This window comes from Ruegeria sp. CJ3 (assembly GCF_056536725.1).
In genome coordinates this window covers 108742-134974 of the sequence record NZ_JBQFQE010000011.1, presented here as the reverse complement: position 1 = coordinate 134974, position 26233 = coordinate 108742, and the positions used below count along the sequence as shown (strand labels likewise).

The 26233-nt window shown below is 55.0% G+C and carries 21 protein-coding genes and 4 pseudogenes; 19 read left to right on the top strand and 6 right to left on the bottom strand.

The genetic code is table 11. The annotated features are described in order from the left end of the window. The first annotated feature begins 273 nt into the window (after positions 1-273). On the top strand, positions 274-597 hold the full coding sequence (locus ACR0J1_RS17315) for a hypothetical protein (RefSeq protein WP_480733845.1): 324 nt from the start codon (positions 274-276) through the stop codon (positions 595-597). 85 nt (positions 598-682) lie between these two features. Here the strand turns inward: ACR0J1_RS17315 and ACR0J1_RS17310 are convergent, their stop codons facing one another. Then, positions 683-1555, bottom strand: coding sequence for an AraC family transcriptional regulator (locus tag ACR0J1_RS17310; RefSeq protein ID WP_480733846.1), 873 nt, complete (start codon positions 1553-1555; stop codon positions 683-685). 118 nt (positions 1556-1673) lie between these two features. Here ACR0J1_RS17310 and ACR0J1_RS17305 point away from each other — a divergent pair, with 118 nt between their 5' ends. The 11 genes and pseudogenes from ACR0J1_RS17305 to ACR0J1_RS17255 all read left to right on the top strand — a co-directional run. Continuing rightward, positions 1674-2546, top strand: a complete 873-nt coding sequence (locus ACR0J1_RS17305) for an SDR family oxidoreductase (RefSeq protein WP_480734672.1) — start codon at positions 1674-1676, stop codon at positions 2544-2546. 37 nt (positions 2547-2583) lie between these two features. Then, the gene (locus ACR0J1_RS17300) at positions 2584-3426 is read left to right on the top strand and encodes an SDR family NAD(P)-dependent oxidoreductase (protein ID WP_480733848.1); all 843 of its coding nucleotides are present in this window, start codon (positions 2584-2586) and stop codon (positions 3424-3426) included. A gap of 1536 nt (positions 3427-4962) precedes the next feature. Further along, positions 4963-5889 (top strand): phosphatase PAP2 family protein, encoded by a 927-nt coding sequence (locus tag ACR0J1_RS17295; protein WP_480742510.1) that lies wholly within the window; start codon positions 4963-4965, stop codon positions 5887-5889. An 8-nt stretch (positions 5890-5897) separates the two neighbouring features. Continuing rightward, positions 5898-8063, top strand: a complete 2166-nt coding sequence (locus ACR0J1_RS17290) for a hypothetical protein (protein WP_480733850.1) — start codon at positions 5898-5900, stop codon at positions 8061-8063. A 77-nt stretch (positions 8064-8140) separates the two neighbouring features. Next, positions 8141-9766, top strand: a complete 1626-nt coding sequence (locus ACR0J1_RS17285) for an AfsR/SARP family transcriptional regulator (RefSeq protein WP_480733851.1) — start codon at positions 8141-8143, stop codon at positions 9764-9766. A 230-nt stretch (positions 9767-9996) separates the two neighbouring features. Then, positions 9997-10254: a hypothetical protein gene (locus ACR0J1_RS17280; protein ID WP_480733852.1), complete on the top strand. Its 258-nt coding sequence runs from the start codon at positions 9997-9999 to the stop codon at positions 10252-10254. A 61-nt stretch (positions 10255-10315) separates the two neighbouring features. Continuing rightward, positions 10316-12556: an OmpA family protein gene (locus ACR0J1_RS17275; protein ID WP_480733853.1), complete on the top strand. Its 2241-nt coding sequence runs from the start codon at positions 10316-10318 to the stop codon at positions 12554-12556. Between the two features lie 582 nt (positions 12557-13138). Continuing rightward, a complete protein-coding gene (locus ACR0J1_RS17270; RefSeq protein WP_480733854.1) occupies positions 13139-13531 on the top strand; it encodes a hypothetical protein in 393 nt (130 codons plus the stop codon). A gap of 16 nt (positions 13532-13547) precedes the next feature. Continuing rightward, complete coding sequence (locus ACR0J1_RS17265; RefSeq protein ID WP_480733855.1) at positions 13548-14036, top strand: hypothetical protein; 489 nt, start codon at positions 13548-13550, stop codon at positions 14034-14036. Positions 14037-14099: 63 nt separating this feature from the next. Then, positions 14100-15539, top strand: a complete 1440-nt coding sequence (locus tag ACR0J1_RS17260) for a TIGR02594 family protein (protein WP_480733856.1) — start codon at positions 14100-14102, stop codon at positions 15537-15539. 75 nt (positions 15540-15614) lie between these two features. Beyond that, positions 15615-15761 (top strand): annotated as a pseudogene (locus ACR0J1_RS17255) (IS6 family transposase); the annotation flags it as partial. Here ACR0J1_RS17255 and ACR0J1_RS17250 read toward each other — a convergent pair. Both ACR0J1_RS17250 and ACR0J1_RS17245 read right to left on the bottom strand, forming a co-directional pair. Further along, a pseudogene (locus ACR0J1_RS17250) lies at positions 15746-15951 on the bottom strand (IS30 family transposase); the annotation flags it as partial. The pseudogenes ACR0J1_RS17255 and ACR0J1_RS17250 sit on opposite strands and share 16 nt — an antisense overlap. A gap of 100 nt (positions 15952-16051) precedes the next feature. Further along, on the bottom strand, positions 16052-17026 hold the full coding sequence (locus ACR0J1_RS17245; protein WP_480733857.1) for a GntR family transcriptional regulator: 975 nt from the start codon (positions 17024-17026) through the stop codon (positions 16052-16054). A gap of 80 nt (positions 17027-17106) precedes the next feature. Between ACR0J1_RS17245 and ACR0J1_RS17240 the strand changes: the two genes are divergently transcribed. From ACR0J1_RS17240 to ACR0J1_RS17210, 7 genes are all read left to right on the top strand, one after another. Beyond that, complete coding sequence (locus ACR0J1_RS17240; RefSeq protein ID WP_480733858.1) at positions 17107-18144, top strand: substrate-binding domain-containing protein; 1038 nt, start codon at positions 17107-17109, stop codon at positions 18142-18144. A gap of 58 nt (positions 18145-18202) precedes the next feature. Further along, on the top strand, positions 18203-19771 hold the full coding sequence (locus ACR0J1_RS17235; RefSeq protein WP_480733859.1) for a sugar ABC transporter ATP-binding protein: 1569 nt from the start codon (positions 18203-18205) through the stop codon (positions 19769-19771). Next, positions 19771-20814, top strand: a complete 1044-nt coding sequence (locus tag ACR0J1_RS17230; RefSeq protein ID WP_480733860.1) for an ABC transporter permease — start codon at positions 19771-19773, stop codon at positions 20812-20814. Before ACR0J1_RS17235 ends, ACR0J1_RS17230 begins: the two co-directional genes overlap by 1 nt. A gap of 29 nt (positions 20815-20843) precedes the next feature. Continuing rightward, a complete protein-coding gene (gene aroE, locus ACR0J1_RS17225) occupies positions 20844-21701 on the top strand; it encodes a shikimate dehydrogenase (RefSeq protein ID WP_480733861.1) in 858 nt (285 codons plus the stop codon). Between the two features lie 87 nt (positions 21702-21788). Beyond that, positions 21789-22514, top strand: coding sequence for an SDR family oxidoreductase (locus ACR0J1_RS17220; protein WP_480733862.1), 726 nt, complete (start codon positions 21789-21791; stop codon positions 22512-22514). A gap of 45 nt (positions 22515-22559) precedes the next feature. Then, positions 22560-23330, top strand: coding sequence for an SDR family NAD(P)-dependent oxidoreductase (locus tag ACR0J1_RS17215; RefSeq protein ID WP_480733863.1), 771 nt, complete (start codon positions 22560-22562; stop codon positions 23328-23330). 19 nt (positions 23331-23349) lie between these two features. Beyond that, the gene (locus tag ACR0J1_RS17210; RefSeq protein WP_480733864.1) at positions 23350-24129 is read left to right on the top strand and encodes an SDR family NAD(P)-dependent oxidoreductase; all 780 of its coding nucleotides are present in this window, start codon (positions 23350-23352) and stop codon (positions 24127-24129) included. 30 nt (positions 24130-24159) lie between these two features. Here ACR0J1_RS17210 and ACR0J1_RS17205 read toward each other — a convergent pair whose 3' ends face one another. The 3 genes and pseudogenes from ACR0J1_RS17205 to ACR0J1_RS17195 all read right to left on the bottom strand — a co-directional run. After that, a complete protein-coding gene (locus tag ACR0J1_RS17205) occupies positions 24160-25674 on the bottom strand; it encodes a UxaA family hydrolase (protein ID WP_480733865.1) in 1515 nt (504 codons plus the stop codon). Positions 25675-25762: 88 nt separating this feature from the next. Continuing rightward, positions 25763-25921, bottom strand: a pseudogene (locus ACR0J1_RS17200) (hypothetical protein); the annotation flags it as partial. 63 nt (positions 25922-25984) lie between these two features. Further along, positions 25985-26197, bottom strand: a pseudogene (locus ACR0J1_RS17195) (DUF2798 domain-containing protein); the annotation flags it as partial. Positions 26198-26233 lie beyond the last annotated feature (36 nt).

Genomic DNA, 26233 nt, shown 5'->3' with positions numbered 1-26233 from the left:
CATCTTCCACTCCTCGGTGGTGACGATGAGCGACAAACACTCTCTTAGCAAATGACCCTATTTGGACCCATAAGGGCTGACGTCAGACAGTCACGAGCTGCGTGCCAACATGAATGCAAATGAATCTGGTTCCCATGACCAATCCTGGAGTGTTCCGAGTTTCGGCATGCATCACATGGCCAGCTTCTGAAGAATAGTGTTCAGATGTTGCAGTACTGCTGAGATCCGCAAACTTGCCCGTTGATATTCACGAAAACCTACCGGATTTTATTGATGTTCGAAATGGACTCCGCCTTATGGAGCTTCACGATCGAAGAGACGGGATATCCTTTGTTTGCGATCTATGTGGAAAAAACACTCAACCCAAGAAAGACGACGCTCCTCAGCTATACCGTGTTGAACTCTCCGGCCATTGGCGAAGCGACAGAGAACGCGATGACCTCTGCACGTTCGGCACGGGCTTATTCGTATCTCGACCCTAAGCGGACCTTCATGACACAGTTCCTATGCTGCCGCGCGGCCTATCAAACTAGCCGTTCGCCGCGCGCGCAGTATCAGCTAGTAAACGAATTGCGGACTAAAGTACTGAAGCCGTAGGTGCGCCAATCGCGTTTTCGGAAGATCGGGTCGAAAGCCTTGGATCGTGACAGAGTTGCGGCGTTTGAGTTCTATCCATGCAACCCTATTCGACAGTTTCTGCAAAGCGGTCCTGTCTTGGCGAGCGTCCAAATTTGCGGGCATATTCTCGTGAAAATTGAGCCGGGCTTTCATATCCGACCCCGTAGGCAATCTCTGAGATCTTTGAACCGGTGGTTTGAAGCTGATTCCGGGCATGAAGCAGGCGCAGGTCTTTCTGGTATTGCAGTGGTGAGGTTCCCGTGACGGCCTTGAACCGTTCAAAGAAGGCCGAGCTGCTCATTCCTACGCGCCCGGCAAGCTCTCCGACGACAAGGGGATTAGCCAGATCTGACCGGATTTCGTGCGTCGCCGCGAAAATCCGGCTGGCTGTGTTTTCGTGCCACACCAGTTTTTGAAGCGTGCCGCCATGTTGCCCGATCAGTAGGCGGGCATGAATTTCCCGCGCCGTGATCGGCGCCAGCATGTGACGCGTCTCTTCAGTTTCGCACTGGTGAAAATACCGCAACAGGGCGCTTTTCATTTCGTCATCGGTTTCCGCGAGGCAAATCGAAAATGGATCCGATACCCGGTGGGCGGATGACTGCGGCAGTGACGCGGCAAGGGCGCGCAATAGATCCAGATCAAGGGGCAACACGAGCGCGACGTAGGGGTGTCCGGGGGTGGCCTCGGTAATCCTTGAGACAATCGGCAGCGCGTTGCTGACGATCAACGACTGCCCGGCCCGCACGGTGAGTGTTCTGGTACTGGTCCCGACCTCTTTGGCGCCTTGCAGGACCGTGCACAGCAGCGGGCGGTAGACATTTGCGTCGTGTTGGGTGGTTGACGGGTGGGTGAGAAAAACCGCCCCGCTTTCCTTATGTGTCAGTGCACCTTGTGCGACGCCTGCTTGGTCAAGCAGCGCCCGAACATAGTCCAATAGAGTCCGAGGTCCCATGAATGCCTCCTGTGTTGCCCCCAATGTTAGCACGGAACCAACGAGCGCTATCACTGAAAACGTCCACTTATAGAGGATCGAGCAAGAAAAATGGAGAATTATGAGAGATAAATTCTGTCTTGACGACTATTATGTTATTATAGATCTGTGGAGAAAAAACATGAAGACCATTCTGATCACCGGGGCGTCATCCGGTATTGGCGCGTCAACTGCCCGATATTTTCATGCGAATGGTTGGAACGTCATTGCCACGATGCGCAACCCCGCAGGCAGCGAGGATCTCGGAGCTTTGGACAACGTACATCTGGCTCAACTGGATGTGACGGATGCGGGCTCAATCGCAACGGCTGTGGGCGAAGGCATCGAACGGTTTGGGCAGATTGATGTTTTGCTGAACAATGCGGGCTACGGTGCCTATGGTGCGTTAGAGGCCTTTTCGATGGATCGCATCCGGCGTCAGTTTGACACCAATGTGCTCGGGTTGATGGAGGTGACCAAAGCGGTTTTGCCCCATTTCCGTCAGAACCGGTCGGGCACGGTCATTAATATCTCGTCAATCGGAGGACAGATCACGTTTCCGCTCGGGGCGCTCTATCATGGCACCAAGTTCGCGGTAGAAGGGCTTTCTGAGGCGCTGCACTACGAGTTGGAGCCGCTTGGTATTCGGCTCCGTATTGTCCAACCTGGAATGATACGGACCAACTTTGGCGGTAGTTCTTTCGATCTCGCGATAGATGAGAACCTTCCGGATTACGCGCCAATGGCCGAAGCCATGGGACGCCTGTTTGGCAGGCTGGCCGCGAACCCTTCTGAACCAGAAACTGTCGCTCAGGTCATTTGGGATGCGGCAAATGAAACCGGAAACCGCCTGCGCTTTCGCGCGGGGCCTGACGCCGAAGAATTGCTCGATGCGCGCAAACAACAGGATGATGAAACGTTCATCGGTGGTCTCAAGCAAAAGATGGCGCCCTGATTGACCGCTCAGTCAGTCATAGAAAAGAGGATGATCCATGTACCGCGAAGCAATCGACAAAGGTGGTTTGGCCGTTGTAACCGGGGCAGCAAACGGTGTTGGTAAAGCCGCTGCCCAACGATTCATTCAAGACGGTTTGGGGGTTGTGCTGGTCGATCTGGCGGGTGAGGACCTGGACCGAGCAGAGGCTGACTTGCGCGATCAGGCCGGGGCGTCCGCAATTGTTCAGGCGGTTCCGACTGATGTCACCGACACCAATGCTGTGAATGCCTTGGCGGATCAGGTCTTTGCGCTCGGCGAGGTGGCTGTCCTGATGAACAATGCCGGTGTCGCGGTGCCGTCTGGCAGTTGGGAAAACGCCGAAAACTGGCGCAAACTGCTAGAGGTCAATCTGTTTGGCGTCATGAACGGCGTGCATGCTTTCCTGCCGCGCATGATCAAAGCGGCGCGCCCGGCCGTGGTGATCAACACCGGGTCAAAACAGGGCATTACCACACCACCCGGAAACCCTGCTTACAACACCAGCAAAGCCGCTGTGAAAGTCATGACAGAGATGTTGGCGCATGATTTGCGGCAGGCTGGGGAGGATATCACCGCCCATCTGTTTGTGCCGGGATTTACCTATACTGGTATGATCGCGAAGTTCATGCCGGAGAAACCTGCCGCCGCTTGGACAAGCGAAGAGGCAATTGACTATCTGCTGAAGCGCATGTCGGACGGGGATTTCTATATTCTTTGCCCGGACAACGACGTGTCCGAAGAGCGCGACCGCAAACGGATTGAATGGGCCGTGGGCGATATTATCAATAACCGCCCGGCTCTTTCACGCTGGCACCCCGACTATGCGGATGCCTTTGCCTCACATGAGGTCTCGGAATAGCCGAACCAAACAAGAGGTCGTGAAAAATACACCGAGCGTGTTGGTGGATGGAGCGAGTACGACTGTTGTGTATTTAACAGGGCTCACACCCCAACTCAAAACCGCGCAGATGGAACTGGGTGCTGTCCCCGACCTCGGTATGCGGACGTTCGTGCGAAGCGCAGTATCATATGTCTGACGACGGACAAGGGATACAGATTTCGAGGATGACGAACCGATCTCAGCTTCAATTCCTGATCGATTGAGTGCTGCTGTTGAGAGAGAGGCTAATCTCGATGCCGAACCGATCTTAGATGATTTCGAACAGTCTCCGAGTTTTTGGGTGGAGTACCACTTTACCTTTGGCTGAGACGATCAATTTGCCCGTTAGCTAAGGGAGTCTTGGATATGGTGAGGGTTACGAAGTCGGACCGATCCATTCGGCCTACTTGAAGCCTCTTGTAAAACTTTAGAAGAACTATATGGCCAACCCAAGGGCCGCGACAGACAGCAGGGCGGAAAAGATGGGATCGAAGTCGCGCACATGATCAGCAAGGGGCAATTCACACCAGGATCCGTTCTGTTTGCCAATTCTACGAGTTGGCAATCTGGAGCCGAGGCGATCGCAATTCTATTTGACCGACCTAGAGCTTTGCAGCGGAACCCAGTCGCTGACCCAACTCGAAAGAACAAGGGTCCCAAGGTCTCCCTATCCGCAATTGCGTTTGTCGTTTCAGCCGTCTATCGGCCATGTATACCGCGCCCGGGATCCCAGAAGAGATCTGCCGCCTCGTCAAATGTTTCTGCCAGCTGCTTGGCCTGTTGCTGGGCCGTTTTTCGGTCAAATATCGAGCCTGATATTGAACGCGAGCGAGACGCCAGCAAGTCGAGCCTGACCAGTGAACTCTTAGTAATCTGTTGGTAGCACATCGCAAAATCCAACCGGACACAGGACCATAACACTTCGTCCCGCATCGCGGCCACTTCGCTCGCCTGCTCCTTTTCTCCGGAATCCCGCAGTTCCTGCTCCCAAGCTGCAAGCTTGAGCGCGGCGCGAGCAAACGAAGATCTGAAACTGCGAATGCTTCCACTTATTCTTCTATCTGATCTCACTCGCGACCTCGTGGATTCGATCTAGGGTCTTGGCGCTATTCGATTTCAAATGTGAACGCGCATTTACTTCACCTCGTGCCACTCGATGCTGAAGATGCCCCGTTATTTCAGCGTCAAACGAAGTGCGTCCAGCCGGGGACTTATCAATTTGACCGCGTATATCGTCCGAATTTCACGAATAAATAACGATGCAACTTGGATTGAAGCTGCCAGAATGACGCTAGGGAATCGGCACGCGATGCAAATATAGCTGGCGGTCGAGAAAGGAGGGGTAAAATGGCGTACGTAGGCGGAACACACGGGGGCACACATGGCGGAACACACGGGGGTACGCATGGCGGTACGCATGGAGGGACCCACGGGGGCACACACGCAGACCTCCATTCTGGTGGAGCTCCGTCGCCTTTGATGGCTAGTGCCCTTGCCATGACGCAAGAGGCAACGGTGGGTTACTGGAACGGTTCACCAGGCAGGCGGAAACCGGCCAGAAGGCCGAAGGGATATGCCGATTTGGCATATTTGTCCGACGACCGGCGGCTGCAGGTATTGATGGGCGAACTTGCCAGCCAGTTTCGCGTCGCAGGTTCGTTTGGTTACGCAACGCTTTCGGTCGGCGGGGTGCAGCATGTTTGCCGCATAAGAACGCCCGAGAAAAAGGTCTTCAAAAAGCAGCTTCGATTTCTTCGCGACTACAGCGATTTGCGCAGCGATCGCATTCCCGAGATCATAGTGCAATTAGGCGATATTAAATCATTCTTCGGCGCACAATTACCAATGAATCCCTGGCAGCGAGAAGCAACGGCTTTTCTGCTGGCGCTGACGCAATCGATCGCGATTCAAGTGGAAATGCAGGTCAAGCACTATTGCTTTGCCCCTCGCCCGTCGCAGTACTCGAAGAAGCTACAACCGATTATCCAGACGCCGGATCACTCGGCATTTCCGTCCGGACACGCAACCGAAGCGTTCGCTATGGCCACTGTCCTCTATGAACTGGCCGGATCCAAATCGCTCGGGAGTGGTCTAAGCGGTCCGAGCTTGCCGTTCCGCGTGGCCCACCGAATTGCTGTGAATCGAACGATCGCAGGTGTGCATTTTCCTGTTGATTCAGCGTCCGGCGCTTGTTTGGGAGTCGCTATCGGTGGCGCGCTTGCCGCGTTGGGTGGGCGCCGAAGCAGGGCAGGTAAAACCAAAAAACTGCCAAGGGCAAATTACACCGCGCGCCGCGGTGGTCAGTACCTCAAAAAGACTGAAGACTTCACGTTGAAGTGGATGAAGGACAATCTGCCGGCAATTCCGTTAATGAACGGCAAGTCAACAGCACGAACACCACACCTTGCTGCCCTGTGGGCCGACGCGGCTTCGGAATGGTAGGAAGCAGTATGACCTATCGATGGACGAAGTGGAAGCGCACAAAAACCAAATCCGAGTATGTGCATTGGTTTCTGGACGGTCAGCCGGGCGAGGAACGAATTGGTGCCAGCTCAATCGTAGAAGATGGTCTTGATCTGGTACAATTGCGTCAGGACAAGAATGTTCGGGTTGATGATGAAGTCGGAACCAGCCCGTTGGAGACACCACCAGACTATTCCAGAAGGACGCTCAGCCGAAAGCTCTTTGAAAAAGGGCTGCCATTGCCGCCTCAAGCGGTCAACGACGAGATCACGCCCCCGCCGACCGGTCCTATTCATTGGCTGCCTGATCCCGGGAAATTACCCGACAACGTTGCCGATGATACGATTATCATGGGCGTTATCGACACCGGTATCCCGCTTGGACATCATCGATGGCGCGGCAAGAACGGAAAGAAAACCAGAGTGCTAGCTGCCTGGCAAATGCTTGCGAATTGGAAGATGTTGAAACAGGAAAAGCTGCCCTTCGGTCGCGAGGTCCATGCCGACAAAATCAATGAACTTATCGCGAAGAACACAAATGGCGACTTTTTCGACGAGCGCGCCTTTAATATCGCTACCGGGACTTTGGACCCGCACGCTTTTCGAGGCCCAAGGCAAATTGAACAGCGCGCATCGCATGGCGCGCATGTGATGGATTTGTGTGCTGGGGCGAACCCGATTGCAAAAGACGAAAAGGCCTTTGCCAAACGCGTCAGGCCGATCGCCATCAATGTGCCGAGCGCCGGTATTTTTGGAGCCTCCGGCACCTATCTTGACGACTTTCTTCGCTTAGCCGTGAAGCGTGTCGTCGATCTGGCCGATGCTATCTGGCTGAAAAACAACCCAACCCTGCCACCGTCAGGCCGCTTGGGCTATCCGATCATTATTAACATGTCCTTCGGCAAACAGGCAGGTGCCAAAGACTATGTCGACTCGTTTTCAGCCTGGTTGCACGATCTAAAGAAGTACCGAAGCGAAAAAAACCTCTCCAGCCTTTATATCGTTATGCCAGCCGGCAATGACAACCTGACACGTTGCAATGCGTTTCTTGAGCCAGAGGGCGGCAAGTTAGAAACGCTTCCGTGGCGCATCCTTCCGGATGATCAATCCTCGAACTTCGTCGAGGCCTGGACCCGGCATCCAAGTAAAACCCGCAACCCTATTAAGCTCAACCTGATCCCACCGGACGCCAATTCTATCGGTGCCGCAAAACAGATTCCCAAGGGTTGGAACGGGGAGTACATTTACGCCGACTTAAAGAAAAACTCGACTACGGTGGCACGACTCTATGCACGGGCCGACAAAATCGATCGTCGCCGAAGCTATTTGAAGTATACCTTGGCTGTTCCGCCAACGTATAGATTGGACGGAGGCAGCGACGCGGGCATCGCCGGGCTTTGGAAAATCACAGTTAAGAACAGGTCCCAGGGCAACCCAAAACTGCAGTGCGTTTTGTCGGTTCAAACCGATCAGCAATTGCAGACTACGCGTGCGCGTAACAAGCGGTCGTATTTTGACGATGCAGAATATCTGACCCATGATGTAAATCATGTTAGCCACGAAAAACGGGGCTCTGGTCGCATTCTGGAGACCTATTCCTATCACCCAGACCCGATCAGGAATAATGATTTTCCCTTTGAAACACCAGTGCGCCGGCACGGCACTATCAATTCGTCAGCGTCTCACAGATCAATCGCATGTATCGGAGGATACCGCGCTTCAGATGGTCGCCCGGCCCCCTATTCTTCTAGTGGGCGCGGAAAATCTCCTCCAGGCGGGGGAAAGCGCTCACGAGATGACGGGACAACTCTGCCCAGAAAGATGAAAGGCGGAAGGTACGCGCCGACCGCGAGTTTACCCACTGACGACGCGCCGTCTCATTTCGGTATTCTCGCAACGGGATCGGCAAATGGTTCGACGGTGGCGATGCGCGGAACCAGTTTCGCCTCTGCGCAAGCTGCGAGAGAGTTAGTCTACAGTTTGTTTGACGACCCCTCCGCCGGGAAGAGCGAGAAAGCGCGTCTCACCAAAATAGCCAGACTTCAGGAATACCGCGGTTGGCCTCACCGCAACGGTTTTGACAACGACTTGATCGAGGTGCTTGGCGCCGGGCGAATACTTTCGCCAATCCGGGCGCAAAAAAACAGATTATAGCCGGGAGGCACGCGAATTTGTAATAAATGCCTGTTCTGGTCTACTATCGAGTCACTATTGGTAACGTGTTTAGTTGAATGCAGAATACCGACGGTATTAAGATATCGGTTATTGGCGTCTTTCGCGCCGTGTCGACTATGGGAGAGGATTTAACGCCAGCAGGGCAGCGACCGCGCGCGGTGCTTGCCGCTATCGCTCTTGCTCCCCGAAGAACAGTTTCCCGCCGATGGTTGGAGACACTTCTTTGGGCTGACCGCGGCCCGGAACAGGCTTCGGGAAGCTTGAGGCAGGCGCTGACAAAAATTCGGAAAAGTTTCGGCCCTTACGCGCATGTCATCCAGGCCGATCGCTCGGAGATTTGGCTCGAAGGAGCGGTAAAAGTAGATGCGCTCGACCCGTCAGTCGTTTCCAGCGCTCCCATAGGTCGCGAAGTACTTGAAGGTTTTGATATCCGTTCGGAACCTTTTGAGGACTGGCTTCGTCTGGAACGCGAACGGTATCATACCTCTTTGATGAAAGCGGACGGTACTGAAGTTCAGGTTGCAGAACTTATTTCACCCTCTTCTGATCCCTCTACCGAACCTACTCTTTATGCCGAAGTCCACGGAGCATCCTCCGCTCTTGCGTCGTTGTTCGCGGACTCGATCCGTACGCAGCTTGGCAAGACCGCGTCGGAATTCATGCATACGGAAGTGATTATGACCGACGATCGGTCTAACGACACCGTATTTGCGCCGGGCTCACGTTGTACGATCCGCATGGCGGAAAGCGGTGGAGAAGTGATCGCGCTTTCGCATATTACGGATGCGAAATCCGGCCGGCTGATATGGTCGCGCCAGAACCGGTTTGACAAAGAGTCGATGGAGGCTGCAATTGACTCTATCGCAGCACTTGCATTCGAAGCATCTGAAGTCATTGCTGAGACCATGGAACACGCAGGAAACGCCGCCCGGGCAAATGCCCTTGCTGCCACTGGACTGAAAGATGCGTTTACCTTCGACATCGAACGTTTGCAGCGCGCAGACAATCTGTTGGAACGTGCCAATGACTTGGAGCCTCATGCACCGCGCCCGGCGCTGCGCGCGCTAATTCGTGGATTCTTGGCCGTTGAAGGATCTAAGCAGGATCCGGCACAGGTTGCCTATGAAGTGAACGCGCTTATCGACCAAGCTCTTGCGATCAACAGCGAGAACTCGATTGCACTAGCTTTCCTTGCAGACGTGCAAGATCTTGTGTTCCGCGATTCGATCCAAGCGCATTTCTACGCACAGCGCGCGCTCGCGATAAACCCGGGAACCGGATATGCACATGCAAGCCTCGGGGCGCTGGAACTTCGACGCGACCGACCGAGCGAAGCGCTTGCAGCCGCTACAAGGGCCAAGGCACAGTTAGAAAACACATCATTGGCTGTATTTTCGCTGATGCGTTATTGTGTTGCCGCTATTACTGATGGACGCTTCAGAGAAGCGGCCGCAGCGGCTGAACGCGCCGCCATTCTTGCTCCGGAATCCCGACCGCCTCTTCGTCATCTCTATGCGTTGAAATTGCATTTGGGTGATTTCACTGGAGCTCAAGGAGTACTAAAGACGCTTCGACGATTGGAGCCGGAGTTTTCACTTTCCCTTATCCGGCAAAATCCGGATTATCCGGCAGATACCCTTAGAAAGTGCGGCCTGATCAACCTTGTGGATGCCGAGATCTAACCGTCAGTCCAGGCAGGAATTCGCGATAATTTAACGCTGACACCAAGATCCACTCACGGTGGGGTGACGGTCTCATATTAAGTTGTATGCCTAAAACTCGGTAAACGAGCGGCACACAAAACTGAAAACCGCGCAATCAGAGGAGCTTGGGACAGCTGGAAGACGAACCCAAGAGCACACAATTGCAAAGCAACACCGAGTTGTTGAGGACCTAAGGAAAGGGTAGTCCCATGGCCAAGATGAAAACAAATGCGCCAGCTCGAAAAGTTGTTTCCGGATCACTGGGTGCCGCTGTCGCCGGTATCGTCATTTACATTCTAAACACTCATGTTCTCAACGAGCCACTTCCAATTGAGGTCACCGGCTTCGTCACAACTGTCGTCGTTTTTCTCGTGGGATATTTTGTTCCGCCAAGCGCGAACGATTCCCTTGAAGGGTACGTACCCGAACAAGACCTACCAGCCCCTGCCTCACCAGCGGAAGCTTAATTGAGATGGTGAAGATCGAGCAAACGTAAGCAGAAGTTGGAGCGCATGTTGGAGAGTTGAGATGTCAAAGCGTAAGAGTTTCCTCGGGGAAGGTTGTGTCGCAAAACGAGGTCGTTTCATTTGCAGAGAGGACGTTTCGAGCGAGGGTTCCGATTTGGTCTGCGACGAGCACCTCGAGGACATTCGAAAGGGCGTTCAGGTCATTCCTCGAGCGGGTTTAAAGGAAGAGGACTGGGAAACATGGGCAAAGCTTAGGTCCAACAACACCCAAACACAGGCAGAAACTTCATCCGGGGAAGAGGGTCGTCTAAAGGCCCTGTTGCTGAGCGCACCCAGCCTGTTCATCATCTTGTCTTCACCAGTGGTTCTCTTGCTGGACCAAGTGTGGCGAAACGGGTTGAATATCTACCTGCCAGTGGGTTCCGGCGCGTCCGATGCCAATTCGATTTTAACACCGGAACTGGTGTTTTCTTTGTTTGCATTTGCCTTGATTTATATCTTCGGTGTTTTGTTTTTTGTTTTCATCGTTTTTCTGGCTAGCGTGACTGTGTCGACCTACAAGCGCTATGAAATTGTACGTTACGCTTTGAGCCGAACACTGTTTGTGACCTTGAGCCGCCTTTGGATCTGGGGTTGGGAGTTTTTGTTTTGGATTGCGGCACACTGTCCATCCGACCGCGCGAGAAGCTGGGCTAGGGAAAACAAAAAAACTAGGCTAACTGCTTTAAAACAAAAAGCTCAGGCGCGATTGAGGGCATTCAAAGCACAGAGCCAAAGGTGGGAGCAGGACATCAAAAGCTGGATGTCGATGCCGGCAAAGTATGGAAAATGTGCGTTGTCGACGATGTTTGGCGGCGCTCCAACGTCATTCAGAATCGCAATAGCACGCGGCGCAGGTATTCTGCTCGCTGGGTTGATGGTTCTATATTCAGTTCACAGCGACGCTGTAAGTGTTGCCAATGATCTTGACGATCATAATGTCGAAGGCTCCACAGAACATGCTGCCACCGTTTCCGGGGACAAGCTCCCAGAATGCAAAACAATCGAACGCAGCGGGCCAACTTCGTCATTCCTGTATTACATCACAAACAAGATAGTCGGCGCCGATATCAGCACTGTCGGTGCAATTTGTGGACGTATCACATTTTCGCGGCACTACCAGATGAATGCCTCACGCCTTCGGGATATGGGCGTCGCAGAAAACAAACCCATCTCCAGAGAAGTGTTTCATCTGGGGCGCTATGGCGATTGGATCGCGCTGGCGCCAGCAGACGACACGAGCGAACGCATTTATCTGAAATCGTCTCAAATCGTAGAGTTTTCTCCGCTGCAACCGGTCGAGGATCCCAGAGTTGAGCCTCTTGTCGCAGTTTTCAAAAAAGCACTACTGTTCGGTAGGTTTGTTGTTGCGTTACAGAATCGACTTTCACCGTCAGAACCTTCTTTGACCACGCTCGCCTCTCAAATCACGGTTCTGGAAATGTCTAATGCAGATTTATCAAGGAGTTTCAAAAGTCTGTACGAAGCACATGAGAAGAATAACATCCCGGCAATCGCTCAAAGACTCGCAGATCAGGAAAAGAGCCTTAAGGTACTTGTCGAGAGCGGTATCGCCGAGAAAGTCGCCGCAGAGCTCGGGAAACTGCCAAGAGATTTGACCGTAATACTGCAGGAAACGGGGTTTGCAGCAGCCGTGGACAAGCTTCGAACTGCTGCGGGTGCCCTACAAACGACCGAACCCAAATCACATTGGCTAGCCCTTGCTAGCCTTATCGGAGAATCCGCACTTACGGCTTGTCGAGCACATAAGCCGGAATTGATGATGTCGGTCCAGTTCACGGAAGGCAGCGCCGATATCGCTCCGGGATGGGAGCCGGGGAAACCGCGCGAATACATCAAGAAGCTAAGGGCGCTGAAAGAAAACGGCGAGGCACAACGCCTTATCCTTGTACGAGGTTATGCAAGCATGACCGGTCAATCAGATCAGAATCTCCAGTTGGCTGACCAGCGTGCGGACAACGTGAAAACGCGGCTCATTCAGTTGATATATCAAGGTGACATTTCTCCTGAGAACATCAACAACATAGGTCCCGAGCGCTTGAGCGAAGACGGCATTACAATTTTCGCGCGTGGTTTCGGAGAGACCATCGACGGAAACGGCATCAACCATCCGCGACGCGTGGACATCATTGATTGCCCGCTCCGACCCGAAACACTGGCGGGGGGGAAGGACGCTGAAAGCGCCGACAGCATTAGAATGATAAACTGCGATACTAGCCAAGAAACCCAGTCATGTGGTTGAAGTGAAACGGCTTCTGAAAGAACAAAGGACACTAATCGTTTCTGCGTAAGTTGCTTGTAGCAAAAGAACTTGGATTAATTGCGGCACCCCGAAAATATGGTGTGAGAACTTGATGCGAAACGCATTGCAAACGGCGGGAAGTAACCGGCAAAGAGCTTTGATCTTGCCTTTGGCGAATGGGTCACTTCCCTCCTCAATTTATTGATCCAAAGACAAGCAATTTGCCGACCAATCAGGATTGAGAAGCCTCCTTTCTATTTTTTCCGACAAGACAGATAACGGATTTTTCACGCAGTACTCACACCAGTGGTTGCTATGGAAATGCTATTGTTTTCTTAGGCTTCAGAGTTGCACCAACCCAATAGACGCTTTGAACGCCGGTACGTGAGGAGAAGTATAGTGACCGAAGATTTTTCAAAGAGAAGTAATTGTATTGTCGCTCCGACCGGTGCAGGTCGGCAGCTCGACCAAGCAATTTATTACCCCTCGCGTATTTCGCACATCGCTACCAGATTTTGTTTCATCTCTGCGGTCGCGATCTACTGGTAATACACGCCGGCCACAGTTTGATTGGATTGTTCCATGGCCATTTCAATAACAAAGCAAGATACCGGGTTTGTAGTAAGACAACGGACAGCGATCGTTGTCGCGGCCTGTGCAATAATTGGTGCCTGTACTGTCACAACTCATTCAAATGACGAAGGCGGCACAACACGCATTACGACCCTTGGTGTCATACAGCCCCTATCCTGCAGCGGAAAAAGCAAGAGTTTTGCAACCCGCGTTTATGGTGTGGGCTTCAGCGCGGAGCGTTTTGTTCTCGGCTACGCTCAGGACGATGTGATTTGTCTGCCGCTCGAGAGTTGCTCGGCGATCTTCATAGTTGAGGACAAAGCTCAGATCGGGGTCATTCGGGACCTCTTTCCGGATCTTCCAAATGCATGCCTGGTGGGGCGGGCAACTCTTTCTAACTAATTGAAAGGATTAATCAATGCTCATTAGGGGTATTAGTAGGATTTTTTTGCTGGTCGCAGGTCTGATTATTCTCACAGCGTGCGAGGCCGTCGAGGATACCGTCGTTTTCGGCCAAGCCCATACGGTCGGTATTTCGGCAGGTCAGGCGCCAGGCGCTGCCGCTCCTGAATTTGTCTTGGGTTACAAAGACGCCAACGTCGCCCTTCTGCCCGCAGCCGTTAAGGATGCGACTGGCAATCCAACCCCGTTGGGCGGCACGACAAAAGGTGGTGGCTCCGAGTTTGGAGAGACTTTCTCGGTGTTTGGCCAGTTCAGCGCCAATTCAGCCTTAGGCGGACAACAAAATCCTGACGTCGGTCTAGGCAAGTTTTTTGCCACCGGCATAGCGGCCCAAAAGCTGGCGTCTGGCTTCGCCTGCAACGTGTCTGGCGGAACAGACAAATCTCATTGCCACAGCACGACAAGCCACGCCCAACCCGCCAAGCCGACACCCTCGGGCGGCTGAGCCGCTGGTTTCAACCCTGAGGATTGGCGTATTTTCCAATACTTAACTTGAAGGGACAACACTATGCACAATGTTATAGATACACCCTGGAAAACAACAACGCACCTTCCTGCTCTCCGCGCGGGTGGCGTGCGGACGATCATACGCTATTTCAATCATCGCAATTCCAACAGGCTGCCGGAAAAGCGGATTGAGGCGGATGAGGCCAGGGCCATCGCGGAGGAGGGCCTCATGCTCTGTACGGTGTTCCAGCAACGCGGTGGAGCTGGCGGGAACATTCAGGATCTGGACCCACAAAACGGTCATGATGATGCTAGCCGCGCCCAGATTCTGGCAGAACGGATCGGTCAGCCTCATGGGTCTGGTATCTTCTTTGCAGTAGATCACGACTACTACAGAGCCGCAGACCTGGCTTCGATCCGTGGGTACTTCGATGCGGTTGCCAATGTCCTGGGCGGGGACTATCGGGTTGGCGTCTACGGATCCGGAACCGTCGCACGTACCGTTCTGGATGCAGGAACTGCAAAACTGGTCTGGCTGGCTGCTGCCAGAGGTTGGTCGGGTACGCGCGATTTACTCAACACAAGCGATTGGGCGCTATTTCAGAAGTGGCCTCCCGTCTCTTCACCGCTGGCACATGATGGCAATACCGTTTCGCCTGCGTGGCCGGATTACGGTCAATTCACTCCGGGCCATGAGGGAGAAGTGCCAAGTCACGAAACACCCAATGTTGTCCTTGCGGAGGTCGTCGCCCGCAGCGGCCTGAATATGCGCCGCGGCCCTGGCACACAGTACGCAGTCGAACGCACGTTGGAATTTGGTACTATCGTTCATGCGCTCGATAAGTCCGGAGACTGGGTTCAGATTGACATTGACGGCGACGGGCGCGCCGACGGTCATGTTCACGGCAACTATCTTTCGCATGTTTCCGGCGGCTTCCCAATCGCTTCGGAGATTAGCAATGAATCGCTCCTTTGGGCGGCGCCAACGCCACCGACACCTCCTACCCCAGCAACGCCTGCCACACCTCCGACACCAATGATCACACTGTCAGCAGCTGGAAGTCCAAGCCCCTATCAAGTCGCCAAGGCCGAATTGGCATTGGATGTACGGGAAGTTCCAGGGCTCGGGAACAATCCACGTATTGTTTCGTACCACAACTCAACGGGCGCCGCCGCAGGCAACGATGACGCCGTCGCCTGGTGCTCATCTTTTGTAAACTACTGTGTCGAACAAGCCGGAATGATCGGCACCGACAGCCAGTGGGCGCTGGACTGGAACAACTGGGGGCAAGATGTCTCAGATAGCCCTCACGAAGGAGATATCGCGGTCTTTGAAAGGGTCGGACAGGGCGGGCATGTAGGTTTTGTTGTAGAAGACCTTCCCGATCACGTCAAAGTGCTTGGAGGAAACCAAAGCAACAGAGTGAAAATCTCCGTTTATCCGAAAGACGGTCAGCTTGGATCATTCCAATACAGGCTGAGATCTTATCGACGCGCCTGAGGGGTTCTGTTGCGAAACTTTGACCATTGTCGCGTATGGATGTAGCGAGCTAATTGCCAGGTCGAAAGTCGGTTCATGATCTCGTTTAGAGGCGCGCAATACCCGAAGGACGTGATCCTGTTCGCCGTTTTCTTTTATGTCCGGTACGGCATGTCATATCAGGACCCGGAAGAGACTATGGGTGGACGAGGCTTATCAGTAGATCACATCACGCTGAAGCGGGTCTTTCGTTCGACCAGTGAAGCGACATTCATCTTACCCGTGGGGAGCTCAAAGATCATCAGATCACCTTCCCAATCCCCAAACTTTTACGTGTCCTCACCTATTCCCGGCGCTGATGAATAGACCGATCCGGCAGAAATATCTGGCTTCTGGGGTTGTCTGACGTGCAGCCCCGCGCCCAGATCGGTTTGAACAAGGGAGAAGCGTACCACCTCCTTGGGTGCCAGCGGGCAACTTATCCAGATTTCACATTGCGTTAATGCGACGATGCGGGCCAACGAGGGCTGACCTCAAAGCGGCCTGACATAATTTATGTCGACATCGGCGTTATCTACAGAAAAACGGCTCAGGCGGTCGATTGTTGTTTGCTGGGAAATCTCAAGGTGATTGACCAGCGATGAACAGGCCTTCTCCCTGTCACCTCCCAATATCGCCTCTAGAATGATCTGATGCTCTTTGGTGAACAGGTTTTCGGGGTGGTAACGTGGGTAGTAGTAACTGTTGAATACATGGACCAATCTACATCTGCGCAGGGTGCGCATCAAAAATTCATTGTTGCAAAATGAAAGCATCCGATCATGAAGGTCCGCTTCCAGTTCTTCCAGTTGTTCTGACGAGAGGACCTCGGTTTGCGCCCGAGCTGTAGCTATCCGTCTGAGACAGGCCTGCACAAAGGGCCGGTCGATACGGTCGAACCCTTCGTTCAAGGCATAGGGTTCCAGCAGTTTTCGTAGTGCAAACTGCTCGCCGATCGTCTCTGTGTCGAACCGGTTCAGGATCCACTTTTGCCCCTCGAGCCGGACGATATTGTCAGCGATCAATCGGAATTGAATGTCGTTCAGAACGGTTCTGCTGATCGCGTGTTGTTCCGCCAGTTTTGACGTAACGATTCTATATTCACCGGTGCTTGCGACGCCAAGAAGTTCGGATTTTATGGCGTCATAGCGCTCCATCCATTTCGTTTCACGTTTTAGCTTTTTTATGTTCGAAAGTGGTTGTTTCAAGTTCGCTTCAGAAATCTGTGTCTTGGGCGATGTTTCGGCGCTTGCGATGAAGAAACCGCGCTTCCCCGGTCTTACCTGGACCTGGCCAAGAATATGAAGTTCGCGCAGCGCGTTCCTCGCGGTTTGCCGGCTGACTTCAAAATGGTCCGCCACAATAGATTCAGTCAGGCGCGTTCCATCGGGAAGCAGGCCCGAGATGATCGCGTCAGACAACCTGTCGCGGATCTGCGCGTACATTGGGCCAGAGAGCGCTTCGGACAATTCGTTTCCCTTTTTTACACTTCGGTCGACCTATCGTCGTTTCCAACGCTCGTCCAGGATACCGCCAAATCACACATAGCTTGAAAAAACTACTTTTGCATGCAAAAGTCAAAAATGAGGCTGACGTTGATGGAAAACGATGCGGCACTCGGAGGAGGAAACAGATGAAACACCCCAACCTTAAGAGTTTGATTTTGGCGGCCGCCCTCGGTGTCGGCTCAGTTGCGCCGGCCGCTTCTGAGGAAATGACGATCATGTCGTCGATGCCTTCCCTGCAATTCCCGTTTTTTGTTCACATGCAGAGCAGCATCAACGATGAGGCAGAGAAAATCGGAGACATTACGATCATCGAGGCGGATGGGCGCAATGAATCTCCCAAGCAAGTGGCAGATGTCGAAAATGCGATCGTTCAAGGGGTGGATGGTATCATCATCAGCCCCAACGACGTGAATGCTTTGGCCACCGCGATCGAAGATGCCGTCAATGAAGGTATTCCGGTGGTTACCATTGACCGCCGGGTCGACAACGTAGACGGCTTGCTGGCCCATGTCGGCGCGGACAATGTGGCCGGGGGCGAAGCACAGGGGCGTTGGGTTGTCGAGCAATTTCCAGATGGCGCGCGCGTGGTCAACCTTCAGGGCCAGCCCGGTGCCAGCCCCGCGATTGACCGCAATCAGGGTCTGCACAATGTTCTGGACCCGCTTAGCGACAAGTACGAAATCGTTGCCGAACAGACCGCAAACTGGAGCCGCGACCAAGGGTTGAGTGTCACCAACGCTATCTTGACTGGCCTAGCCGAGATGCCCGATGTGATCGTTGCAGCCAATGATGAGATGGGGTTGGGCGCGCTGGAGGCTCTTCGGTCAATCGGAGCGGAAGATCAGGTTAAGATCATCGCCTTTGATGCCGGGCCCGAGGCTCTGCTGGCCGTTCGCGATGGTGGTCTGGCCGGAGCTGTGGACCAGTTTCCCGGGCTTCAGTCGCGCACTGCCGTTCAGATCGTGAATGCGTTTGTCACAGATGGAACGCGTCCTGCCGAGCAGGTTAACTTGATCATTCCCCGGATGATCAGTGCGGAAAACCTTGAGGAAGCTGAACGGTTCGGCGAAATTAAGTAACAGCAGATGGGATGCGGGCGACGCCATCCGCATCCCAAATTCAATCAAGGATGAGACCGTGGCCACGCCGTCACCACACCCGATCCTGAACGTCACAGGTCTTACAAAGACGTTCCCCGGTGTAATTGCCCTGGATAACGTGTCGCTGGAGGTCGGTCCTTCGGAGGTTCACGCTTTGCTGGGCGAAAACGGGGCCGGAAAATCCACATTGCTGAAGATCCTGAGTGGGGCTCAGCCTGCTGATAAGGGCGAGATCACGCTGTTCGGATCTCTATTGCAGGTCGAAACGCCGCTCGAGTCCCGTCAGGCAGGCATTGTCACCATCTACCAGGAATTCAGCCTCATTCCCCCGCTATCGGTCGCGGAAAACATCTATCTGGGCCGCGAACCCCGCGGCGCGTTCGGCATTCGTCACGCGCAGATGCACCGCGATGCCAAAGCGGCGCTGGACAGAATTGGCCTTAATATCTCTCCGTCAAGAATGGTCAGTAGCCTGAGTGTCGCCGAACAGCAGATGGTCGAAATCGCGCGGGCTTTGTCGTTCGATTCCAAGCTGATCATCATGGACGAACCCACCGCTGCGTTAAGCGGGTCCGAGGTTGACCGGTTGCTTGAGATCGTGCTGGAGCTCAAGCGACAAGGGATCAGTGTCATCTATGTGACCCATCGTCTGGGCGAGGTGTTTCGCGTTTGTGACCGTTATTCTGTCCTGCGGGACGGCCAGCTTGTCGATGTCGGCGATGTGCCGGACATTGATGAGGACGGCTTGATCCACTCGATGGTGGGTCGCGAATTCTCTCATATCTTCGCAAAGCGCACGGGCAGTGTCAGCAGTTCCGTGGCACTTGAGGCACGCAATCTGACAAGCATACCGAATTTGCGCGACCCCAACGCCACGATGGTGCGCAACGTATCCCTGCAGGCGAACTACGGAGAGATACTGGGCATAGCAGGGCTGGTTGGGGCAGGGCGCACGGAAACAGTGCGGATGCTGTTTGGGGCCGATGACCGCCAGTCCGGTGAAATCCTGATCGACGGAAAAGCTGCGGATATCGCAAACCCGGGACAGGCCATCGCCGCCGGGTTGGGTCTGGTGAACGAAGACCGCAAGAAACAGGGATGTTTTCTGGATTTGCCCGTGAACCAGAACATCGCGATGGCCTCTCTTGGCGAATTGTCCAGTCGCTTTGGTCAGCTTGATCTGGGTGCTGAAAACCGGCTGTTTGAAGAAAGCCGGGACCGGCTGGACATCAAGGTTTCCGGCGCGCGGCAGGCGATTGGCAAACTGTCTGGTGGCAATCAGCAAAAGGCCCTGATCGCTCGCTGGTTGGCCAAGGCCCCCAAAATCCTGATCGTGGACGAACCGACACGGGGCATAGATGTCAGGTCTAAAGCACAGGTTCATGACATCCTGTTCGATCTGGCGGATCGCGGAACCGCCGTCATCGTTATTTCCTCGGAATTGCCCGAAATCCTGACCGTCTCAGACCGTATCCTGACGATGTCCGAAGGGCGGATTACAGGGGAATTCAGCCGCCAGAACGCGACCGAGGAAACCCTTATGCAAAGCATGACGCCCGTGCATACACATTCCCAAGACATGCCTCAGCCCGCTGGAGTCCAATAATGAGTGACGAGACCAAACACGCCGAAAAGGGCCCGGGGGTTGCCGCTGAAACCCGCCCTTTCGATTGGGCAGGCACCCTTGCCAAGCTGGCACCGCTGATCTTTCTGGTCCTGCTGGTGATTGTGTTCACATCGTATAACGAACGGTTCCTGTCGACGCGCAATATCCTCAACATCATGACCGAGGTTTCGATCTTTGGCCTGCTGGCCATTGGTATGACCTTTGTCATCCTCACGGCTGGCATTGACCTGTCCGTGGGCTCCACCCTCGCGGCGGCGGGTATCGTAGGCGCGGCGCTGGTGACGGGCGGGCAGACCGAGTCTTTTTCTCTGGGTGGCGGGGAACAGGAGGCGATCTGGTGGTTCTGGGCCTTCGCTGCAGCCATACTTGTCGGGACGGCAGCGGGGCTTTTGCAGGGTGTTACCACAACAGTGTTCAATGTGCCCCCGTTTGTCGTGACCCTTGGCGGCATGTCTCTGTTCCGCGGCATTACCCTTTTGGTCGGTGACGGCGGGCCTATCAGCGGTTTCGACGCGGGCTATCGCTGGTGGGGGCGCGGCGATATTGCGGGTATCCCTGTTCCGGTTGTCCTGTTTGTCTGCGGAACCGCACTGGCATGGTATGTCCTGAACTATACCCGTTATGGCCGCAGCGTTTACGCCGTAGGGGCCAACCCCGAGGCTGCGCGGCTTTCGGGCATCAACGTCAAATTCGTGATTGCAAGTGTCTACACGATCACCGGGTTCTGTGCCGGGCTGGCAGGGTTCGTTTTGTCTGCCCGCCTGAATTCTGCCGAAGCCGTGGCGGGCGTCGGCTTTGAGCTTCGCGTTATCGCCTCGGTCGTCATTGGCGGCACCAGCCTGTTTGGCGGCATCGGGTCTGTTCTGGGAACCGCTGCAGGTGCGTTGCTGATCGGCGTCCTGCTCAATGGCCTTGTCATGCTGAACGTCAAACCCTTTTGGCAGCAGATCGTGATCGGCATCATCATCGTGGCCGCTGTTGCCTTCGACACCTACATCAAATCGCGCAGCCGCAGTAACTGATTGCCCCGGACGGACGGGTGGAGAAGCACATGAAATTCAAGACAGATCTGGTGGGCGTCATTGGTAAACCGGTTTGGGACAATCCCAGCGAACCGATGGTGCAGGCAGCATTCGATCACCACGACCTCGCTTGGCGCTATCTGACGCTGGAAGTCGCCGAGGACGGTCTGGAAGCGGCGGTTCAGGGACTGCGTGCCATGGGCTTTGCCGGGTTCAACTGCACCATGCCGCATAAAATCGCGGTGATAGATCATCTGGACGAGATTGCGCCATCCGCCTCTCTGATCGGCGCTGTCAATTGCGTGGTGCGAAAAGGCGACCGCCTGATCGGCGAAAACACGGACGGGCGCGGGCTGGTGCGGGCGCTGCAGAATGTTGAATCTCCGAAAGGGTTGAACGTTGTCATGCTTGGGGCGGGCGGCGCGGCGCGGGCTATAGCAGTCGAACTGGCGCTGGCGGGTATCCGACATCTCACAGTAGTGAACCGCGATAGGGCACGCGGAGAAGCGCTGTTGGAGTTGCTTCAATCCGATGAGTTGCTGGCGCAAACGGCTGGGTTCTCGGCCTCGTTCGAACCTTTGGGCGATCAAATCCGCTTGCCGGGCGATTGCGACGTGTTCGTCAACGCGACCTCGATTGGCATGTATCCGAACCCTGACGCGGTTGTGCCGTTGGATTTTGACAGCCTTCCTGCGTCCGGGCTGGTGATCGATGTGGTACCCAACCCGCCCGAAACGCCGTTGCTGAAGCGCGCAAAATCTGCCGGGTGCCGAACAATCGACGGGTTGGACATGCTGATCGAACAGGGACGGTACGGTATAGAGCTTTGGACAGGCGTCTGCCCCGACAAAGAGCCCATGCGCAGCCGTTTGGAACAGGTCATCTGATCCTCGGGCCTTTCAAGGTTGGGCCGATGGTCGAGCGACTGGTTCGGCTCTGCGCCAGCCATCGCCGAACTACATTTGGAGAGATCAATGCAGGATTTGACAGGAAAAGTGGCGCTCGTCACCGGCGCGAGTTCCGGTATCGGTCGCGAAACGGCGCGCTGCCTAAGCCGTCTGGGCTGTCGGCTGGTGCTGTCGGGCCGGGATCAGACCCGTCTGGCGACCGTCAGGGATGAACTGCAGTCCGACGCGGTGATTTTGCCCGCTGACCTTGGGGACCCGAGGCAGGCGCAAACCCTTGGTGCGCAGGCGATTGAGGCCTTCGGCCAGTTGGATATCCTGATCGCCAATGCGGGAGTTTTCGACAACCGGCCCTTTGCAGAGATGTCGGTGGATGAGATTGTCCAAATGGTGACTGTCAACCTGAGTTCCATAATGGTGCTGACGGTTTCGATTTTACCCCATATGCAGGCGCGAAAGAGCGGGGATATCCTGATGATCGGCTCGATCGCGGGGTCGGCGGATATGCGCGATGAGGCGGTCTATTCCGCGACAAAACATGGGTTGCGGGCCTTTGTAGGTTCGCTCAGACGGCAGGTGGCAAGCGACGGTATTCGGGTGTTGTCGGTGTCGCCGGGAACGGTCGCGACCGAGCTTTGGGGACCGCCCGATCCGGATCGCATCGCACAACAAGTTGCGGAGGGATCTACTCTGACACCGCAGGATATTGCCGGACTGGTTGCCCTTTCACTTCAGCAACCGCCGAACGTATCGGTGCGCGACATGATCGTGTTGCCTCAGGCGCAGGACATCTAAGTATCTGCACGAATCTAAACCGGGACATGGAAGGAGCCCTAAGCGATGGTCAGACCCCAAAACCCCAATTTTGCAACTTATCCCAGCCTTGCGTATAAATCCGTTTTTGTAACCGGGGGCGCGTCGGGCATCGGCGCTGAGATCGTTGCCGGGTTCGCGACACAGGGTTGCCGGGTTGGCTTTGTGGATATGGACGAACGGGCCAGTGCCGATCTGGTCAAGGCCATCGGCGGCGAAGTCCATTACGAAACCTGCGATCTACGCGACGTTGACGCTCTGCGCGACCGCTTTGGAAAACTTGCCGACAAGATCGGCCCTGCGCAGGTTCTGGTGAATAACGCCGCCCGCGATGACCGGCATGATTGGACCGATGTCACACCGGACTATTGGGATGACAGAACGAATACCAACCTGCGTCATATGTTCTTCGCGATTCAGGCGGTGGCACCGGCCATGATCAAAGCAGGCGGTGGCGCGATCATCAACATGGGGTCCAATTCCTGGTGGGAGGCGGGTGGAGGCTTTCCGGCCTACGCAACCGCCAAGGCTGCCGTCCACGGCTTGACCCGCACAATGGCACGCGACCTTGGGCAACACCGTATCCGCGTCAATACCGTCGTGCCGGGGTGGATCATGACCGAGCGGCAAAAGACGCTGTGGGCAACGCCGGATGCGCTGGAAAATCACCGGGCGCGGCAGTGCCTGCCCGATCTGATCGACCCGGCTTACGTGGCGCGCATGGTGATGTTTCTTGCCTCCGACGATGCGGCCATGTGTTCAGCCAATAATTACATGGTCGAAGCCGGGTCTATCTGAACAACAAAGGATGAAAGTCATGTCACTTTCCAAGTTATCACTTCCCGAATTCTCGGGCGCGGGGGTTCTGATTACGGGCGCGTCCACCGGAATCGGCGCTCAACTAGCGCGAGCATTCGCGCAGCAAGGTGCAAAGGTCGGGCTGCACTACAATTCCTCGAAAGACGCCGCCGAAGCGCTGGCTGCCGAAATCCGAGAGGCGGGCGGTACCGTGGAATTGGTGCGTGCAGATGCCAGCGATCCGCAAGCGCTGGGTGCCGCAGTTGTGGATGTGGCCGAGCGATTGGGCGGGTTGCGGGGCCTGATTAACAATGCAGGCGGAATGGTGCGCCGCATCCCCTACGAAGAGGTCACGGACAAGGACTATGACGAGATCATGGATCTGAATGCCCGTTCGATCCTTGTGGCGTCCAAAGCGGCGCTGCCGTTTCTCAAGAAAAATGGTGGTTTCGTCATCCACACCACATCCATCGCCGCGCGAAACGGGGCGAGCGGCGGCGCAGGTCTGTATGGCTCGTCCAAATCCTTTGTCTCGAACCTGACGCGCGGAATGGCAAAGGAATGGATCGGCTATGGAATCCGCGTGAATGCGGTTGCACCGGGGGTGATCACGACCCCGTTCCACGAAAGGTATTCAACACAGGCGCAGTTGGATGCCATGCTGGCGACAATTCCCCAAGGTCGTCTTGGCGTCGCCTCGGATTGCGTCGGGGCCTATTTGTTTCTCGCCTCAGATGTGCTTGCCGGATACGTCATCGGGCAAACGATCGAAGTGAATGGCGGCCAGCTTATGCCGTAAGGGTGTGCTTCGGTGTGACAGGCTCGGCCGCTACGTGACCGCACCGATTTGCCAGGGGACGAACTCAAAATCTCCCAGCCCCAGCTCTTCGGATTTGCTGGGGCGGCCCGACGCACTGTCGATGATATAGTCGAAAATCTCCTGACCCAGATCCTCGATGCTTTTGCTTTCTGTTAGAATGCGACCGGCATCGACATCGATGTCATCCCGCATGCGCTCGTACAGGGCCGTGTTCGAAGAGACTTTGATCGTCGGCGCGGGCTTTGACCCAAATGCCGACCCGCGACCGGTTGTAAAGACAACCATATTGCAGCCAGACGCGATTTCACCGGTGATAGAGGCGTGGTCGTAGCCGGGGCTATCCATGAACACAAAGCCCCTTTGGTCGATCAATTCGCCATATTTATAAACCTCGTTTAGGGATGTCGTGCCGCCTTTGGCAACAGCGCCGAGGGATTTTTCCAATATCGTGGTCAGACCACCGCGCTTGTTGCCTGGCGAAGGATTGTTGTCTATCGACCCGTCGTTGATCCGGGTGTAATCCTCCCACCAGGCAATGCGGTCCATCAATTTTTGCGCAACAGCTTCATCCGCGGCACGGCATGTCAGCAGATGCTGTGCGCCGTAGGTTTCGGGTGTCTCAGCCAGAACTGCGGTTCCGCCATTGCGCACAAGCGTGTCGGCGGCAAACCCCAGCGCGGGATTGGTGGTGACGCCCGACCAACCATCTGACCCACCACATTGCAAGGCTAGCGTGATCTCGGACGCCGGAGCGCGCGCGCGTCGGTCTTGGTTGACCAATGGCAACATCTCACGCACTTCGCGGATGCCTGCTTCGACCGTCTGTTTCAGGCCGCCCATGTTCTGGATGTTCATCGACCGAACACGCGGCCCCCGGGCCAGCCCATAGGCTTCGAGCAGAAAGTCGATCTGGTTGACTTCGCACCCGAGGCCCACAAACAAAACGCCTCCGACGTTGGGATTGCGCGCATAGCCCCACAAGACGCGCTGCAGGTTGGCGAACCCTTCGCTATTGGTCGCCATGCCGCACCCCGTGCCATGAGAGAACGCGGCAACCCCATCGACATTTTCGTAACCGGCCAGTTCTTCGTCGCCAATTCCGGCGGCAATCATATGCGCCGCTGTGGCAGAGCAGTTCACCGAGGTCAGAACCGCGATAAAATTCCGCGTTCCGACTTTGCCGTTCGGACGGTGGTATCCTATAAATTCCGCCCGGGCATCGACTGGCAGTAAATCGACCGGCTTGTAGTCTTGGCCCACGCGCATGTCGAGATCGAGGGCTTCGAACTGCAGGTTGTGCGAATGCACATGATCGCCAGGCGCGATGTCTGACGAGGCAAATCCGATAACCTGCCCGTATTTTCGGACAGGATTGCCTTTCGCAATATGCGCCGAGGCGATTTTGTGCCCCGATGGAACCGCACGCGAGAGAGTGAGGTTATCCTGACGAGCGTCTGCCTCGAGCGCCTGAGGGGCGATGACAATGTTGTCGATGGGATGAAGTTGTATCAGTCCGCTGTTCATTTATCGATCTTCAGAAAATCTAGCTGCAGTTCTCAACAATCATAGCGATGCCTTGGCCGCCACCAATACACATTGTGGCAAGCCCCTAACGTCCTTCGATGCGTTTCAGCTCGTGGACAAGTTTGGTCATTATGATCGCGCCCGACACGCCGATCGGGCGTCCCAATGCGATGGAACCGCTGGCCGTCGCGACGGCTTGTAAGCGGCTGCCACGCAAACGGTCGAAGCCCGCAGGGGTGTTCCCCGCTGGTTGAGTCGAATAACTGCTTGCAAGCCCAAGGGATCACGGTGCGTCTTCGGTTATCGCCGTTCAGTGCATCGTTTGTTTTTCTTTGACGACAATCCTCAAAATCCTGCGTGCAAGGCGCGCGACGATCAAGACAATTGGAAATGAGAAAACACAAGCCGCCAGCCACGCTGCAAACCACTTGCCGAAGAAATCGACAACGAATCCAACGTCCGAATAGGTCGCCAGCCCGGCAATCATGCAGGACATTGTCCCAGACAAGATGAAACCAAAGGCAAGCGGCTCGTACTATTTGGGAATAAAGGGTTCCAT

Bases quoted from the DNA above. Each gene is read 5' to 3' on its own strand.
- ACR0J1_RS17265 (WP_480733855.1), top strand. From the start codon at position 13,548: ATGCTCATTAGGGGTATTAGTAGGATTTTTTTGCTGGTCGCAGGTCTG.
- ACR0J1_RS17315 (WP_480733845.1), top strand. From the start codon at position 274: ATGTTCGAAATGGACTCCGCCTTATGGAGCTTCACGATCGAAGAGACG.
- ACR0J1_RS17230 (WP_480733860.1), top strand. From the start codon at position 19,771: ATGAGTGACGAGACCAAACACGCCGAAAAGGGCCCGGGGGTTGCCGCT.
- ACR0J1_RS17210 (WP_480733864.1), top strand. From the start codon at position 23,350: ATGTCACTTTCCAAGTTATCACTTCCCGAATTCTCGGGCGCGGGGGTT.
- ACR0J1_RS17285 (WP_480733851.1), top strand. From the start codon at position 8,141: ATGCAGAATACCGACGGTATTAAGATATCGGTTATTGGCGTCTTTCGC.
- ACR0J1_RS17205 (WP_480733865.1), bottom strand. From the start codon at position 25,674: ATGAACAGCGGACTGATACAACTTCATCCCATCGACAACATTGTCATC.
- ACR0J1_RS17300 (WP_480733848.1), top strand. From the start codon at position 2,584: ATGTACCGCGAAGCAATCGACAAAGGTGGTTTGGCCGTTGTAACCGGG.
- ACR0J1_RS17260 (WP_480733856.1), top strand. From the start codon at position 14,100: ATGCACAATGTTATAGATACACCCTGGAAAACAACAACGCACCTTCCT.
- aroE (WP_480733861.1), top strand. From the start codon at position 20,844: ATGAAATTCAAGACAGATCTGGTGGGCGTCATTGGTAAACCGGTTTGG.
- ACR0J1_RS17280 (WP_480733852.1), top strand. From the start codon at position 9,997: ATGGCCAAGATGAAAACAAATGCGCCAGCTCGAAAAGTTGTTTCCGGA.
- ACR0J1_RS17215 (WP_480733863.1), top strand. From the start codon at position 22,560: ATGGTCAGACCCCAAAACCCCAATTTTGCAACTTATCCCAGCCTTGCG.
- ACR0J1_RS17220 (WP_480733862.1), top strand. From the start codon at position 21,789: ATGCAGGATTTGACAGGAAAAGTGGCGCTCGTCACCGGCGCGAGTTCC.
- ACR0J1_RS17305 (WP_480734672.1), top strand. From the start codon at position 1,674: ATGAGAGATAAATTCTGTCTTGACGACTATTATGTTATTATAGATCTG.
- ACR0J1_RS17270 (WP_480733854.1), top strand. From the start codon at position 13,139: ATGGCCATTTCAATAACAAAGCAAGATACCGGGTTTGTAGTAAGACAA.
- ACR0J1_RS17275 (WP_480733853.1), top strand. From the start codon at position 10,316: ATGTCAAAGCGTAAGAGTTTCCTCGGGGAAGGTTGTGTCGCAAAACGA.
- ACR0J1_RS17290 (WP_480733850.1), top strand. From the start codon at position 5,898: ATGACCTATCGATGGACGAAGTGGAAGCGCACAAAAACCAAATCCGAG.